Consider the following 13,844-nt stretch of genomic DNA (forward strand, 5'->3'; position numbering starts at 1 on the left):
TTATTCATTATCCTTGCGTTCATTTTCCAGTAAGTTCTGTACAGAATGCCAGACTTTATCCACCGATATTACTGACATCGTATCTTGGCGAGTGGCTTGCCTATAGTCTACCGGATGTTCAATTACCGCCAGTTTTGGGTGTTGCTGAGGAGCGAGAAAACGGCCCGGATGAAAACTGTGATATAGTGCAACCATAGGAATCCCCAGAGCACCTGCTAGATGGGTTGTTCCCGTATCCACACCAACGTATAAATTAAGCTGGCTCATGATTGCTGCGTTTTGTCGCATTGTTGTTTTACCCGCCAGTGATGTACACTTGTTTGCCCCCAGTTTTTCAGCCAGCATTTGTGCGCTTGCTTCACCATCTTTACTGCCCAATAAAAAAATATGTGCATGCGGATAATTACGATAAATCCGTTGGGCTAATTCGTGAAAATGTTCTACAGGCCAGTCACGGTAAGCTTTGGCGGGAAAACTCTGTAACTGAAAACCAATTTTTAATTGTTGCTCTAATTCCTGCTGCCGCAGAAAATTTCTGGCATATTCTTCTTCACATTGGCTTACGCAATATTGTAACCGCCAATCACTCACTTCAAGACCAAGAGCATTAATCAACATGGCCCTTTCCTGCTGGGCAGGCATGAGTTCCCGTGGCTTTTCTACAGTATATTCGTTTAATTTTTTCTCAGAAATATTCGAGAAATAAACGGTTAAATTTGCTTTACGTTTAGCATATCGTAACAGGGATTTATCGTGTCCATATACTAATGCTAAGTCATAATATCGACGGGAAAACCACCCATACCATTTGGCTCTTCCTTTTGAGAAGGTCGATAAATTATTAATTAAATTAATGCAATCAAGGATTTCTCTTGTTTTTTTATGTGCAAAGACATCAATGTTTGCTTCTGGCCATTTTGTTTTCAATGCACGAATGACTGGCGTAACCAGCAAAGTATCGCCAAAACGGGCTATATTTATGATTAAAATATTTTTAGGTTGCATCATAATAATGAATGTTGAATCATCAATTCTATAACAGGCCTTGAAGCACGATCACTATATAGTAAAGCTATTAAATGTTCTATTAGCCGATAGATAGTTCTTATACTTAATATAAACAATATGATTATATTTCAATTGAATGGTTAATGATTGATGCCATGCACTTCAGTAATGATTTATACCATATAGGAAAAGTATTATCGTTTGTTGTTTATACTGCGATAAAAAATAGACTCCATCTTTTCTAGCATATTATCCATCCCAAATAAGTGGGTAGCCCGCTGCAATGAAGCGTTTCCCATCCGAAAACGTAACTCAGCATCGTTCATCAGAAAATCTAATTTTTCTATTAGCTGTTCTACGTTTCTGGGTTCAATAATATACCCAGTATCCCCATCAATAACAGCTTCGGTAATCGCGCCCACTGATGTGGATACTACAGGTAATCCACATGCCATCGCCTGCATAATACCTTGAGGCACACCTTCATTGCCAAACGAAGGGAGAGCAAAGATATCCATCGCATTTAAGCAATCAGGAACATCCTGACGGTTACCAAGAAAAGTTACGCTTTCTGTTAATCCTTCCTGCTGAACATGTGGTTCTAGATTCTTTCTCTGGGGACCATCTCCCACAAATAATAATTGCCACTCGGGATAGCGTTGGTGAAGAATTTTCCAGCTATCAAGCAAGTAACGATGTCCTTTCCAAGTCCTCATTGTGGCAACAATACCAAGTGTTGGCTTGTTTGGAATACCAATGCGTTGACGGCTCTGTTGCTTATTTTCTGGATGAAAGCGTGTCAAATCGATCCCTGTTGGCACAGATGTCATATGGGAAAGTGGATATGTATTATGTGTATGCAGATATTGGCGCAGTTTTTCCCCGGTTGTCACTATATGCTGGCAGGCGTTTAGATACAGCCAACGGGTTGCAATGGATTTTGAAACGTGAGTAGAGACATGACGGGTACGGACTACCGGTAGCATACCTTTTAGTGTTGCACATGCCGCAGCTACCAACCAAGAATCCGTGGAACTATGAGTATTGATGACATCAAATTGACGGCCTTCGGCTTTTAGCCAACGGCGAATTGCCCGCAGGCAAGAAAGCCGTTTTTTTTCAATCGGGAGTGCAACGACAGGCACGCCATAATGGTGGGCTTCGCGGTAAAGTGTTGAGGTTGGGCAGCAAACGATAACCACATTGTGGCCACGTTGCATCATGCCCTGAGATTCAGTCAGGATACGGATCTCCTGTCCGCCCCAGCCACACGATGATTCTGTGTGTAAGATATTCAAAGTCTTTTTAGCCATTTTAGAGTCACGCCTGACGGTCAATAAAAACGCGTTAGTATAACTGAACAGAGTATGACGTTCATGCATAACCTAATGTAAATCAGGCAAAGCAACAGGCATAAAAAAACCCAGCATAAAGCTGGGTTTTTTCTAATCCACTAAAATTATTTAATTTTAGCTTCTTTGTACATTACATGCTGGCGAACAACTGGATCAAATTTTTTCATTTCCAGTTTTTCAGGCATGGTGCGCTTGTTCTTCGTAGTGGTATAGAAGTGACCTGTACCAGCAGAAGAAACTAGCTTGATTTTATCGCGAATACCTTTAGCCATTTTTCAGCTCCTTAGTACTTCTCACCACGGGCACGCAGTTCAGAAAGAACTGTATCGATACCCTTTTTGTCAATCACACGCATACCTTTAGCAGATACACGCAGAGTTACAAAACGTTTCTCAGACTCAACCCAGAAACGATGAGAGTGCAGGTTAGGCAGAAAACGACGCTTAGTCGCATTTAATGCGTGGGAGCGGTTGTTACCACTCACCGGGCGCTTGCCAGTAACTTGGCAGACTCGGGACATGTCTATTCTCCAAAAATCAAATCAGCTCGAGCTTTGTATTGGGTGTGGCCGCCTCGTCAGGCTTAGGAGCCCATCTCAGCAAATTTTCTTTACTGAAAAGAATCACATATTCCCAGTAAAAAACTTACTGAGATAGGCTCTTCTCGCCAAGCCCAAGATCCTCAAAGGTGGCGTAGTATACGCCCTCATTCGCTGATGCTCAAGTCCCGAACAGCTAAGATATGACCGGATCGTGAAAAAACCGTATTAAATCCAGCCTCTTTCCATAAATGAAACACAATATTGCTTGCCAATAACGATATGATCCAAAACTTTAACGCCAATCAAGTCACAGGCTTCAATAATTTTTTCTGTTACCAATTTGTCTGCCAGACTGGGTTCTGGATTACCGGAAGGGTGATTGTGGGCAAGAATAATTGATGCTGCATTGACTTTAACCGCTTGTTTCACAATTTCACGTGGATGCACTTCAACTTTGTTTATTGTTCCTTTAAACATTTCATCATGGCAGATGACTTTATTTTGGTTAGTCAAAAATAGTACCACAAAGACTTCCCTATCCTGCCAAGATAACAGATCCTGCAAATAACTCTGAGTCATTGTAGGGCTGCTCATAATATCTTCATGGATAAACTGGCTGGAGAAAAAACGTTTTGCCAGTTCGGATACTGCCTGTAATTGGACATATTTACACAGCCCCATTCCCTTATGTGAACAAAAATCGGCATAATCAGCAGACAACAGATGATAAAGTGAGCCAAATGATTTCAGCAGATATTCCGCCATTTGTACTACAGGAACACCTCTGGTACCTGTACGCAAAAATATTGCCAACAGTTCGGCATCCGTTAGAGAAACTGCGCCATAAGCCAGCAATTTTTCCCGGGGAGCAAGGTTTGAATGCAATTCATCGTTTTTTTCCATTACCGTGATATCCATAACACTTCTCCCCTCAATATCCTTCGCCCTTTAACTACCATCTATGGGGAATCATTCCTGACTCTCATCCATAACGATAGAATCCATCACCCTGATATTCGCTTACCCAATATTCCATGATGAAAAAAACATCGCCAGCTTCATTTGCATAGTCTGCGCAACGCTTCGCAAATTTGCCATTTTGGAGTAACGATATTCACTGAATTTCAAGTTACGGCAGGTGATAACAGAATTCCCACTATATGGATAGCTGAGGATCCGGGAAGAAGAGAGGGTTCTGAACTCAATATTTTCTTATGGTAGAATCTTAGAGAATTGTAACTTACATCTGGACAATCAAAATGACAGGATTTTCCGGCCAACAACTTTCTAGTAATCAGCTTCCTGGTAAAAAAATCGTACTCGGAATCAGCGGAGGGATTGCGGCTTACAAAACAGCCGAGCTGGTACGTCGTTTACGTGATCGCGGTGCTCAGGTTCGCGTCGTTATGACTCCCGCAGCAAAAGCTTTTATTACCCCACTTACCTTACAGGCTGTATCGGGCTACCCTGTTTCCGATGATCTTCTGGATCCCGCTGCCGAAGCAGCTATGGGGCACATTGAATTGGCAAAGTGGGCAGATTTAATTATTCTCGCCCCCGCTACAGCAGACCTGCTGGCACGTTTAGCGACGGGTATGGCGAATGATTTAGTGACTACGATTTGCTTGGCTTCCGCAGCCCCTATTGCTGTTGCCCCTGCAATGAATCAACAGATGTATCGTGCTCAGGCGACCCAGCATAACCTGAAAGTTCTTGAAGAGCGCAACGTGCTGATTTGGGGACCGGATGAAGGGAGTCAGGCATGTGGTGATGTTGGGCCAGGCAGAATGTTGGAGCCTATGGCGATTGTTGAATTGGTAACGCAACATTTAAACACTAAGCAAGATTTTGTTGGTCTGAGTATGACAATTACCGCAGGCCCAACCCGTGAAGCCTTAGACCCTGTCCGTTTCATCAGCAACCATAGCTCCGGTAAAATGGGCTTCTCTATCGCACGAGCAGCCGCAGAGCGTGGGGCTGAAGTAACATTGATTACAGGTTCCGTTAATTTATCGACACCACAAGGCGTTAAGCGCATTGACGTAACGAGTGCGTTGGAGATGCATGAACAGGTTCAGGCAATAGCAGACTCACAGAATATTTTTATCGGCTGTGCAGCTGTATCAGATTATCGTTCTAAACAAATTGCAGCTGAAAAAATTAAAAAGCAGGGTGATGAAATCACCTTTACCCTGATAAAAAATCCTGACATTGTAGCGAGCGTTGCAGCACTGGAAGAAAATCGGCCATTCGTCGTTGGATTTGCAGCCGAAACCCAGAATGTGGAAGAATACGCCCGCGGAAAACTCAAGCAGAAGCATTTAGACTTGATTTGCGCGAACAATGTATCCCTGTCAGGACACGGTTTTAACAGTGATACCAACGCATTACATCTATTCTGGCATGATGGTAGTGTTAATTTACCTCACAGTGGTAAATTACAACTCAGCCACCGCTTATTAGACGAGATACTCAAACTCTATGATGAAAAAAATCGACGTTAAAATCCTTGATCCCCGCATTGGGCAAGAATTTCCTTTACCGACTTATGCTACACCTGGTTCTGCGGGTTTAGATTTACGTGCTTGTCTGGATAATACTGTGGAACTGGCTCCCGGTCAGACTGAACTTCTGCCGACCGGAATTGCTATCCATATCGCAGATGAACAACTGGCAGCCGTTATTCTTCCCCGCTCTGGTTTGGGTCACAAACATGGTATAGTTTTGGGTAATCTGGTGGGGCTTATTGATTCTGATTATCAGGGGCAATTGATGGTTTCAGTCTGGAACCGTGGTAATAAAACATTCACCATCGAGCCAGGTGAGCGTATTGCCCAAATGGTTTTTGTGCCCGTTGTACAGGCTGAATTTAATTTGGTTGAAGACTTCGAAACCAGTAAACGTGGTAGTGGTGGTTTTGGTCACTCCGGTCGTCAATAACTTTCCATAAAGCCTGATACCGTCAACCGATTTTTATATCTTTTGCCTACAATGTTATTGCTGAGAAAAATTATTTTCGGCAAAAACTATTGTGGGCAAAAATAGCAGGATTTGTTTTGCTGTTTTAGCAGGGGTCTTATCAGACATGGCAGAAAAAGAACGTACAAAAAAGAAAAATAGACGTGAGGAAATCTTGCAGGTACTGGCACATATGCTTGAATCCAGTGATGGAAGCCAGCGCATTACCACTGCAAAACTCGCTGCAAACGTTGGCGTTTCTGAGGCAGCACTTTACCGTCATTTTCCAAGCAAAACCCGGATGTTTGATAGCCTGATCGAGTTTATTGAAGACTCTTTAATTTCACGTATCAACCTGATCCTGCAAGATGAAAAAGATACCATTGTTCGCATTAGGTTAATATTTGTCCTTATTTTGGGGTTTGCGGAGAAAAACCCTGGATTAACCCGCATCATGACCGGTCATGCCCTGATGTTTGAACAAGACAGATTACAAAATCGTATCAATCAGTTATTTGAGCGGATTGAAGTACAACTTCGCCAAATTTTGAAAGAGAAAAAAATACGTGATGGGCAGGGATTCAATTATGACGAAACCGTGCTTGCATCACAGTTACTGGCATTTTGTGAAGGGATGCTTTCCCGCTTTGTTCGCTCAGAGTTTCGCTATCGCCCAACAAAAGAGTTTGAAGTACGTTGGCCATTGATTTTGACCCAATTACAATAATTTATTACGGAACTGTAATTCATTGTCACTCATGTGGTGAATGATAACGTACGTTTTTTTATTAAGCTGTGTTAACATACACCGACTCGTTGAGTTCACTACAAAGTAGCTCAATAATGGCATCATTATTGCATTCCCTACCATATTAATATGTTGGATGTTGTTGCTGGTTGCCATTTCTACTACTCACCCCGCCCACTCCTTGGGCGAGGGATTTTTTTCATTCAGCCTTAGCGTTCAGCTTTTGATGGTTATCAGATGCCGTATTCTTTACGATAGGCTTCCACCGCTTCCAGATAGGATTGCATCTCTGGATTTTCGCGTAAATAAATCACTAAATCGTTCAGTGTAATGATGGAGTAGACTTGGCACTGGTAGTCACGTTCAACTTCCTGAATGGCTGAAAGTGTCTCTCGTCCGCGCTCCTGACGATCCAGACACAAAATGACACCAGACAGGGTTGCACCGTGCTGCTTAATAATTTCCATTGACTCACGAATCGCTGTACCTGCCGTAATGACATCATCCACAACCACAACATTACCTTGCAGTGGGCTACCAACCAGTGATCCGCCTTCGCCGTGATCTTTGGCTTCTTTACGGTTAAAACAATAAGGCATATCGATATCATAATGCTCTGCCATCGCCACTGCGGTGGTTGTTGCAATCGGGATACCTTTATAAGCTGGCCCAAACAACAAATCACACTTAATTTTGCTGTCCAGCAGCGCAGCCGCGTAGAAACGCCCAATCAATGCCAAGTCACGTCCGGTATTAAACAGACCCGCATTGAAAAAATAGGGGCTTTTGCGACCAGATTTCAGCGTAAATTCGCCAAATTTCAGCACCTGTTTTTTCAGTGCCAGATCAATAAATTCGCGCTGATAGGCTTTCATTGGAGTTTCTCCTTTTCAATCTTTTTACTATATTGCAGGCATAAAAAAGGCGACTCTTCAGCCGCCTCATAATTCATTATTTTGATGGATCTTGTTTTAACGCATCTCGCTGCGCTTCGAAAATAGTTTCCAGCCCCTCTTTTGCCAGAGAGAGCAGGGAAAGTAATTCGTCATGACTGAATGGCTCGCCTTCTGCTGTGCCTTGCACTTCAATCATCCTTCCATCATCCATCATAACGATATTCATGTCAGTTTCAGCCGCAGAGTCTTCGACATACTCCAGATCGCAGAGGCCTTCTCCCTCAACGATACCAACAGATACTGCCGCGACCATTGATTTCAGTGGACTCGCTTTCAGTTTACCATCAGAAACCAGCTTATTCAGAGCATCAACCAGTGCGACGCAAGCACCAGAAATAGCAGCGGTTCGGGTACCACCATCAGCCTGAATCACATCACAATCCAGAGTAATGGTAAATTCACCCAGTTTTTTCAAATCCACGGCAGCACGCAGTGAACGTGCAATCAAGCGCTGAATTTCCATTGTGCGCCCAGTTTGCTTGCCTCTGGCCGCTTCGCGCGCATTACGACTATTAGTTGCCCGTGGCAACATGCCATATTCAGCAGTGATCCAGCCCTGTCCCTGACCTTTCAGGAAACGTGGAACTCCTTCTTCAACGGAGGCATTACATAACACTTTAGTATCCCCAAATTCCACCAAAACCGAACCTTCTGCATGTTTGGTGTAATGACGGGTCATTTTAATAGGACGCACCTGTCCTGCTGTTCTTCCCGCTGGACGCTTCCCTACTAAGCTCATCGTGTGATCTCCGTTGTTAAAACATTATTGGGGGCGCATTATACGGCCTAAAGCGGTGAATGCCTATCCTGCATCTACATGGGGCGTTATAATCCGCCCATCATTTTATAAATTGGGAACGAATTATGATCCGTAGTATGACTGCTTTTGCACGGCGAGATATCAAGGGAGATTGGGGAAATGCAGCGTGGGAACTGCGTTCTGTCAATCAGCGTTACTTGGAAACCTATATTCGCCTGCCAGAGCAATTCAGAAGTCTTGAGCCTGTTATCCGTGAGCGCATTCGTTCCCGCCTGACTCGCGGAAAAGTGGAGTGTAACCTGCGTTTTGAGCTGGATATCCGCGCTCAAGGTTCCTTGATGCTGAATGAAAAGTTGGCAAAACAACTGGTTGAAGCAGCAAGCTGGGTGAAACAGCAAAGTGGTGAAGGTGCGATTAATCCGTTAGATATCCTGCGTTGGCCGGGTGTGATGTCTGCCGAAGAGCAAGATTTAGATGCTATCAGTACACAACTGCTGGCTGAATTGGATTTGGCATTGGATGCCTTTATCCAAAGCCGTGAAACCGAAGGGCAAGCGCTGAAATCACTTATCGAACAGCGTTTGGATGCGGTAACAGTTGAAGCGACTAAAGTTCGTGAGCAAATGCCGGCAATCCTGCAATGGCAGCGTGAACGTTTGCAGACCAAACTGGAAGAAGCACAAATTCAGTTGGAAAATAACCGTCTTGAACAAGAGCTGCTTTTAATGGCTCAACGCATTGATGTGGCTGAAGAACTGGATCGTCTGGACGCACACGTCAAAGAAACACGTAATATTCTGAAGAAAAAAGAAGCCGTTGGCCGCCGACTGGATTTTATGATGCAGGAATTTAATCGTGAATCGAATACCTTGGCGTCAAAATCAATTAATTCCGATGTAACGAATTCTGCAATTGAATTGAAGGTGCTTATTGAACAGATGCGTGAGCAGATTCAAAATATTGAGTAACGTTTCTTAGCGAATCACAACATTTCATAAAGCCAGTATACACCTTGTTGTAGCTGGTTTTTTTAATATCAGAGCATTGCAGAGCGAATCACAGTAGCGCATGATTAGCGTGTACACCTAGGTGTACCCCTAGCTATCAAGAAAATGATTTAGGTGTACCCACCCATTTTTATATTGGAAATTGCACAATGCCAAAACTCACAGATAAGCAGATAAGGGCATGGATAAAGTCGGGTGAACGGTTCGAGGGCAGAGCTGACGGTAACGGCTTATATTTATGCTATAGAGAAAACTATCAGCACCCTGTTTGGCGATTTAGATATAAATTTGCCGGAAAACGTCGCGCTGTCCTGATAGGTTCATACATTGATCTATCACTATCAAAAGCAAGGGAACTCACCAAAGAACTATCAGCCCGTGTTGCTTTGGGCTATGACGTTGCCGGAGAGAAACAGGAACGCAAAGCCGAAGCGCTGGCAAAGATTGAGGCTGAAAAGAACGCTATCAAGGTATCAGACTTAGCAGCTGAATATTTTGAGCGCCAAATACTCCCACGCTGGAAACACCCCGATATACTCCGCAGACGCATAGACAAAGATATTAACCCTCGCATTGGTCATATGAAGCTAGAGGATGTGAAACCTCGTCATATTGATGAAATGCTAAAAAGCATTGTAGACAGAGGCGCACCAACTATGGCGACCGATGTTCTACGGTGGCTAAGGCGTATGTTTGATTATGCCATTAAGCGGCAGATGATAGAGATTAACCCATGTTCAGCTTTTGAGGTTGCGGACGCTGGCGGGAAAGAAGTATCACGCGACAGATGGCTAACCAGAGAAGAACTGATCATTCTACTGAGAACGTTCAGGACGTCCACAATCAGTCGCCAGAATGAAATCAGCTTCAAGATACTGCCTTGCCCTATGCTTACGGAAAATGGAGCTATGCGCCGCACGTTGGGAAGAATTCAACTTTAAAAAGGCGGTCTGGCACTTTCCGGCAGAACGCAGCAAGAACGGTGATGCGGTAGACATTCCACTGTGTCCACAGGTTATAGAGTGGTTTATGGAATTAAAGGCTATGGCCTGCGGTAGTCAATATGTTCTACCCGCCAGAAAAATGCAGCATCGCATGATCCCACATATCCAGGAATCTACCTTACCCGTTGCGCTTGCCAAAGTAAGACGGGAATTACCTGTTGATATGCCTAACTTCACTATCCACGACTTTAGACGAACTGCCAGAACCCACTTGGCCGCGTTAGGTGTTGATCCCTTTGTAGCCGAACGCTGCCTAAATCACCGCATAAAAGGCGTTGAGGGCATCTATAACAGGCATGATTACTTTGATGAGCGCAAGGCCGCGCTAGCCCAATGGTGTGATTTGCTGATAGCACTGGAAAAAGGCGAGGACTACAACATTACTCCAATAAAACAAATTAAACGGAAATTTTTATGACTAAGAAGCCACTTGAGATTGATGTATTTAAGTTATTTTCATTCCAAGGGCGTGCAAGTCCTAATGCTGTAGCCCTTGCAGTTCTTGGTATTGATCCTTATGCAGCAGTTAAAGATATACCGGAGGAGCATTCAAAAAATGTTGATATGCTAAGACGTGCTATTGTGAATAATGTAAACGCTGTCAATCCGTTACAGGATACAAGAACAAACACGGATGTTGAATCTGATATCGTATTTGGTGCTACATATCCGTACGTGTGTCTTTTAGAAGGATCTATCCTAGAGATCATTAAATCAAGAATAGAACAAGCTCTAAACAATATATATACAAAGTATAAAAATGATGAGTGGAAAACATACATTCACGCCTTTGGTGGACAAGAATTAGTTCAAAAGATAGCGATGCAGAATAAAAAAGGTCAGGGACAATATCGCAAAAATGATGAGCAAAAAGGAACTTACAAACTGATTGGGCTACTTGTACTACTACTTCAAGAAAAAACTATAAATGGCTGTCAACCATCAAACAATTACGGCTCAATAGGTAAGCCTAACAAGAAAAGAATTTATGAAGATATCAAAGAATTAGTTGATGGAATGAACAAAGACTTGTTAGCTGACGGAATTAACAAAAACTTTTTAGGCGGTGTTGGCTCCTCCACATTTTATGACAAACTAAGAGATGCTGATTACTACTTAAACGAGAGCGATGAACAATTGGTTCATAACCAATAGACCACTAAATCACCATAAACCTACCCGTGAATATTGTTGCTTACAAAGTAAGCAACAATGACGAGCAATAATGAACAATGATGGTCAATGATGGCCAATGTTACTCATGGGTATGACACAGTTTTATATGGTGTTACATGATTACTAACCCCACCTACCACACAAATAACATAACGAATTGATATAATTAAAATAATTATCAGATATTTGATTTTTATTCTAATCTTTAAAATTCATCGCAAACCTTATTTTTCAATGGAATAAAATAGTTTCAATGGATTTTATGATTGTTTCAATGGATTCCATTCTTGGTGGAAATCGTGTTTTTTAAGCCCTAGAATGCTCCTAACACGTCACAGCAGAGATAGGCATAACATAGGGAGGCCAGAAGCAGCATGGCGAAGCAGAAAAACCCTCGCATGAAAAATACAAGCCCATACCCTGAAATCGGTAATGCACGTAAACGCCATACCGCAGACTTTCTGGGTATATCTGATTCAACATTACACCGTTGGATTAAAGATAAAAAGATACCGCAGCCTTTTGAATTAGAGGATGGTTTTTTTGTCTTTGATGCAGCAGAAATACGTAAATGGGTAGAAAATAAAAAATCACGAAGAGAATCTATAGTTATATAAATTTATTTATAACTTTATTGATTTATCTTTATGATAAATTAAATCTTATCCAACATAACTAACAAACCCAAAAACATCAATAAATAGGTGTTGAATTTTTACGCCCATATATAACCATAAAAAGGACACAGGTTATGAATGAAATATTATTCTATAAAGATGAAAATCTATCATATATCTTTAACTACAAGTTCATACCGTTTGAAGAGAATGGTAAAAACACCGGGTTTATGATTCGAACTATTGAATTATATAAACTGGCAAGGATGAAAGATTCAATCAAAAAATTCACTGAAATCACAGGATTTAACTTTGATAATCTTATTCCTTCTGTAGAAGAAATAAAATTTCTTATTAAGAGGGGGCGAAGTGTTGTATCGAATTATTCAAAGTTTCCTGAAAAACAGGAGGCCGAGCTGAACAGTCTTGTTGACATATTAAACAATGCTCAAAACGGTAAAATAAAAAACCCTAACAGCTATTCTATCAGTAACCGAGCTTGGATTACGGATATGCATCACGCCGTAGAAAGGAAAAAAGACTCTATTAAAAATGAGAAATCTAAACTGGAGAAAATCAATGGTCTCTATGGTTTATTATACACTGTTATTGAATGGTTATTATCCGAAAAAGAAACAGGGTTTAGAAAAGAATTATTAGAGACCATTCCTAGAAAAACAGGATATTTAAACGCTTTATTATCCGAAATGAACTGGGATTATAGCCGACCATGTAAATTAATTATGTCAGCGACGGATGAGTTAGAACATTGTATTAATAAAGTCATTAATCAATGCGCTGCGCCAACAGATAAATATACATTACGCAATACTCCAATTTATAAAAGTGATTACTATAGATTTTATTACAAAAAAGAAAATCATCATTTACAGCAAATATTAACCGCTGATGAATACGTTGAGGCTATGGTCAATACTAGAAATAGAACGCAAAACAAATTGAGCTACATGTAACTTAAAATATAAGGACATTATTATGTATATTACCGCCATTCCTGATGTGGCCAGAACTTTTCATGCCAATTTTACCCGCGGGGCTGAATACACCTCTAGCAATAGTAATACTTTTTCTATTTCTCCTCCCTCTGAAAATTTATTACGCGTTGCTATTTCAGATTCAAGTTGGTTTTTAAATAAATTGACGCTAGCTGATGTGAGCCAAGAAAACGGCGATACGGTTAATTTAGGGGATAATACCATCCATACGGGAAGAGTCATTGACGGCCGATTCCATAAACGTGTCAACATGGAAGGCGCACCTTATGCTTTAGAAGAAACAGATACCTGCGCCGCAATTTCTTATGAACAAATGTCACTCATTGCCAACAGTGGCAGTGGTGATGATGAGCATTTTACTAAAGTGATGTCTGACTTGTTTTCTAAAACGGTTTCGTTAGACATGATTAGAATCGGCTTTAATGGTGAATTCTGTGCCTATCCGACTCAACCCGATGTCTATAAACGCGGGCAAGATGTTAATAGGGGCTGGCACGCAATCGCGAAAGAATTTAATCAGGGTTCACAAGTGCTCACCGATAAAATTGCCTTAGATAGTGTCGTCATGAGATTCTCAACCAAAGAGCGAGGCAGCGGATTTGGACTGCGGCAAGAAACGATGCACTATTTTTGGCATAACGGGTCGCTATACCACGCCAGCGCTTCAAATGGAGAAAGGCATTTTCAACCAAATGCCT

General features: G+C 42.0%; 14 protein-coding genes and 3 pseudogenes. 9 read left to right on the forward strand and 8 right to left on the reverse strand.

What is annotated here, in order from left to right; all coding sequences use genetic code 11:
* From AACQ81_RS09450 to radC, 5 genes are all read right to left on the reverse strand, one after another.
* The gene (locus tag AACQ81_RS09450; protein WP_237387084.1) at positions 1–1,005 is read right to left on the reverse strand and encodes a glycosyltransferase family 9 protein; all 1,005 of its coding nucleotides are present in this window, start codon (positions 1,003–1,005) and stop codon (positions 1–3) included.
* A gap of 197 nt (positions 1,006–1,202) precedes the next feature.
* The gene (locus AACQ81_RS09455) at positions 1,203–2,321 is read right to left on the reverse strand and encodes a glycosyltransferase family 4 protein (protein WP_237387073.1); all 1,119 of its coding nucleotides are present in this window, start codon (positions 2,319–2,321) and stop codon (positions 1,203–1,205) included.
* Positions 2,322–2,467: 146 nt separating this feature from the next.
* Positions 2,468–2,635, reverse strand: coding sequence for a 50S ribosomal protein L33 (gene rpmG, locus AACQ81_RS09460; RefSeq protein WP_010847629.1), 168 nt, complete (start codon positions 2,633–2,635; stop codon positions 2,468–2,470).
* Between the two features lie 11 nt (positions 2,636–2,646).
* Positions 2,647–2,883, reverse strand: a complete 237-nt coding sequence (rpmB, locus tag AACQ81_RS09465) for a 50S ribosomal protein L28 (RefSeq protein WP_092512040.1) — start codon at positions 2,881–2,883, stop codon at positions 2,647–2,649.
* Between the two features lie 246 nt (positions 2,884–3,129).
* Positions 3,130–3,822: a RadC family protein gene (radC, locus tag AACQ81_RS09470; protein WP_237387074.1), complete on the reverse strand. Its 693-nt coding sequence runs from the start codon at positions 3,820–3,822 to the stop codon at positions 3,130–3,132.
* Positions 3,823–4,163: 341 nt separating this feature from the next.
* On the opposite strand from radC, the gene coaBC reads away from it, so the two are divergent.
* The 3 genes from coaBC (at position 4,164) to slmA (ending at position 6,589) form a co-directional block, all read left to right on the forward strand.
* Positions 4,164–5,408: a bifunctional phosphopantothenoylcysteine decarboxylase/phosphopantothenate--cysteine ligase CoaBC gene (coaBC, locus tag AACQ81_RS09475; protein WP_237387075.1), complete on the forward strand. Its 1,245-nt coding sequence runs from the start codon at positions 4,164–4,166 to the stop codon at positions 5,406–5,408.
* Positions 5,386–5,844: a dUTP diphosphatase gene (dut, locus tag AACQ81_RS09480; protein WP_237387076.1), complete on the forward strand. Its 459-nt coding sequence runs from the start codon at positions 5,386–5,388 to the stop codon at positions 5,842–5,844. Before coaBC ends, dut begins: the two co-directional genes overlap by 23 nt.
* A gap of 145 nt (positions 5,845–5,989) precedes the next feature.
* The gene (gene slmA / locus AACQ81_RS09485; protein WP_237387077.1) at positions 5,990–6,589 is read left to right on the forward strand and encodes a nucleoid occlusion factor SlmA; all 600 of its coding nucleotides are present in this window, start codon (positions 5,990–5,992) and stop codon (positions 6,587–6,589) included.
* 254 nt (positions 6,590–6,843) lie between these two features.
* Here the strand turns inward: slmA and pyrE are convergent, their stop codons facing one another.
* Both pyrE and rph read right to left on the reverse strand, forming a co-directional pair.
* Complete coding sequence (gene pyrE, locus AACQ81_RS09490; RefSeq protein WP_237387078.1) at positions 6,844–7,485, reverse strand: orotate phosphoribosyltransferase; 642 nt, start codon at positions 7,483–7,485, stop codon at positions 6,844–6,846.
* A 76-nt stretch (positions 7,486–7,561) separates the two neighbouring features.
* Positions 7,562–8,305, reverse strand: a complete 744-nt coding sequence (gene rph / locus AACQ81_RS09495) for a ribonuclease PH (protein WP_237387079.1) — start codon at positions 8,303–8,305, stop codon at positions 7,562–7,564.
* A gap of 125 nt (positions 8,306–8,430) precedes the next feature.
* Here rph and AACQ81_RS09500 point away from each other — a divergent pair, with 125 nt between their 5' ends.
* The 6 genes and pseudogenes from AACQ81_RS09500 to AACQ81_RS09525 form a co-directional block, all read left to right on the forward strand.
* Positions 8,431–9,294, forward strand: a complete 864-nt coding sequence (locus tag AACQ81_RS09500) for a YicC/YloC family endoribonuclease (protein ID WP_237387080.1) — start codon at positions 8,431–8,433, stop codon at positions 9,292–9,294.
* Between the two features lie 188 nt (positions 9,295–9,482).
* Positions 9,483–10,755, forward strand: a pseudogene (locus AACQ81_RS09505) (tyrosine-type recombinase/integrase).
* A complete protein-coding gene (locus tag AACQ81_RS09510; protein WP_237387081.1) occupies positions 10,752–11,492 on the forward strand; it encodes a hypothetical protein in 741 nt (246 codons plus the stop codon). The pseudogene AACQ81_RS09505 and the gene AACQ81_RS09510 overlap by 4 nt, the downstream one beginning before the upstream one ends.
* A 395-nt stretch (positions 11,493–11,887) precedes the next feature.
* Positions 11,888–12,130, forward strand: coding sequence for a helix-turn-helix transcriptional regulator (locus AACQ81_RS09515; RefSeq protein ID WP_051875292.1), 243 nt, complete (start codon positions 11,888–11,890; stop codon positions 12,128–12,130).
* A 134-nt stretch (positions 12,131–12,264) separates the two neighbouring features.
* Positions 12,265–13,104 (forward strand): hypothetical protein, encoded by an 840-nt coding sequence (locus AACQ81_RS09520; protein ID WP_237387082.1) that lies wholly within the window; start codon positions 12,265–12,267, stop codon positions 13,102–13,104.
* Positions 13,105–13,126: 22 nt separating this feature from the next.
* Positions 13,127–13,630, forward strand: a pseudogene (locus tag AACQ81_RS09525) (P2 family phage major capsid protein); the annotation flags it as partial.
* A 79-nt stretch (positions 13,631–13,709) separates the two neighbouring features.
* Here AACQ81_RS09525 and AACQ81_RS09530 read toward each other — a convergent pair.
* Positions 13,710–13,844: pseudogene (locus AACQ81_RS09530) on the reverse strand (IS5/IS1182 family transposase); the annotation flags it as partial.

It is taken from the genome of Xenorhabdus sp. Sc-CR9, assembly GCF_963897815.1.
In the GTDB taxonomy this organism is placed as follows: Bacteria; Pseudomonadota; Gammaproteobacteria; order Enterobacterales; family Enterobacteriaceae; genus Xenorhabdus.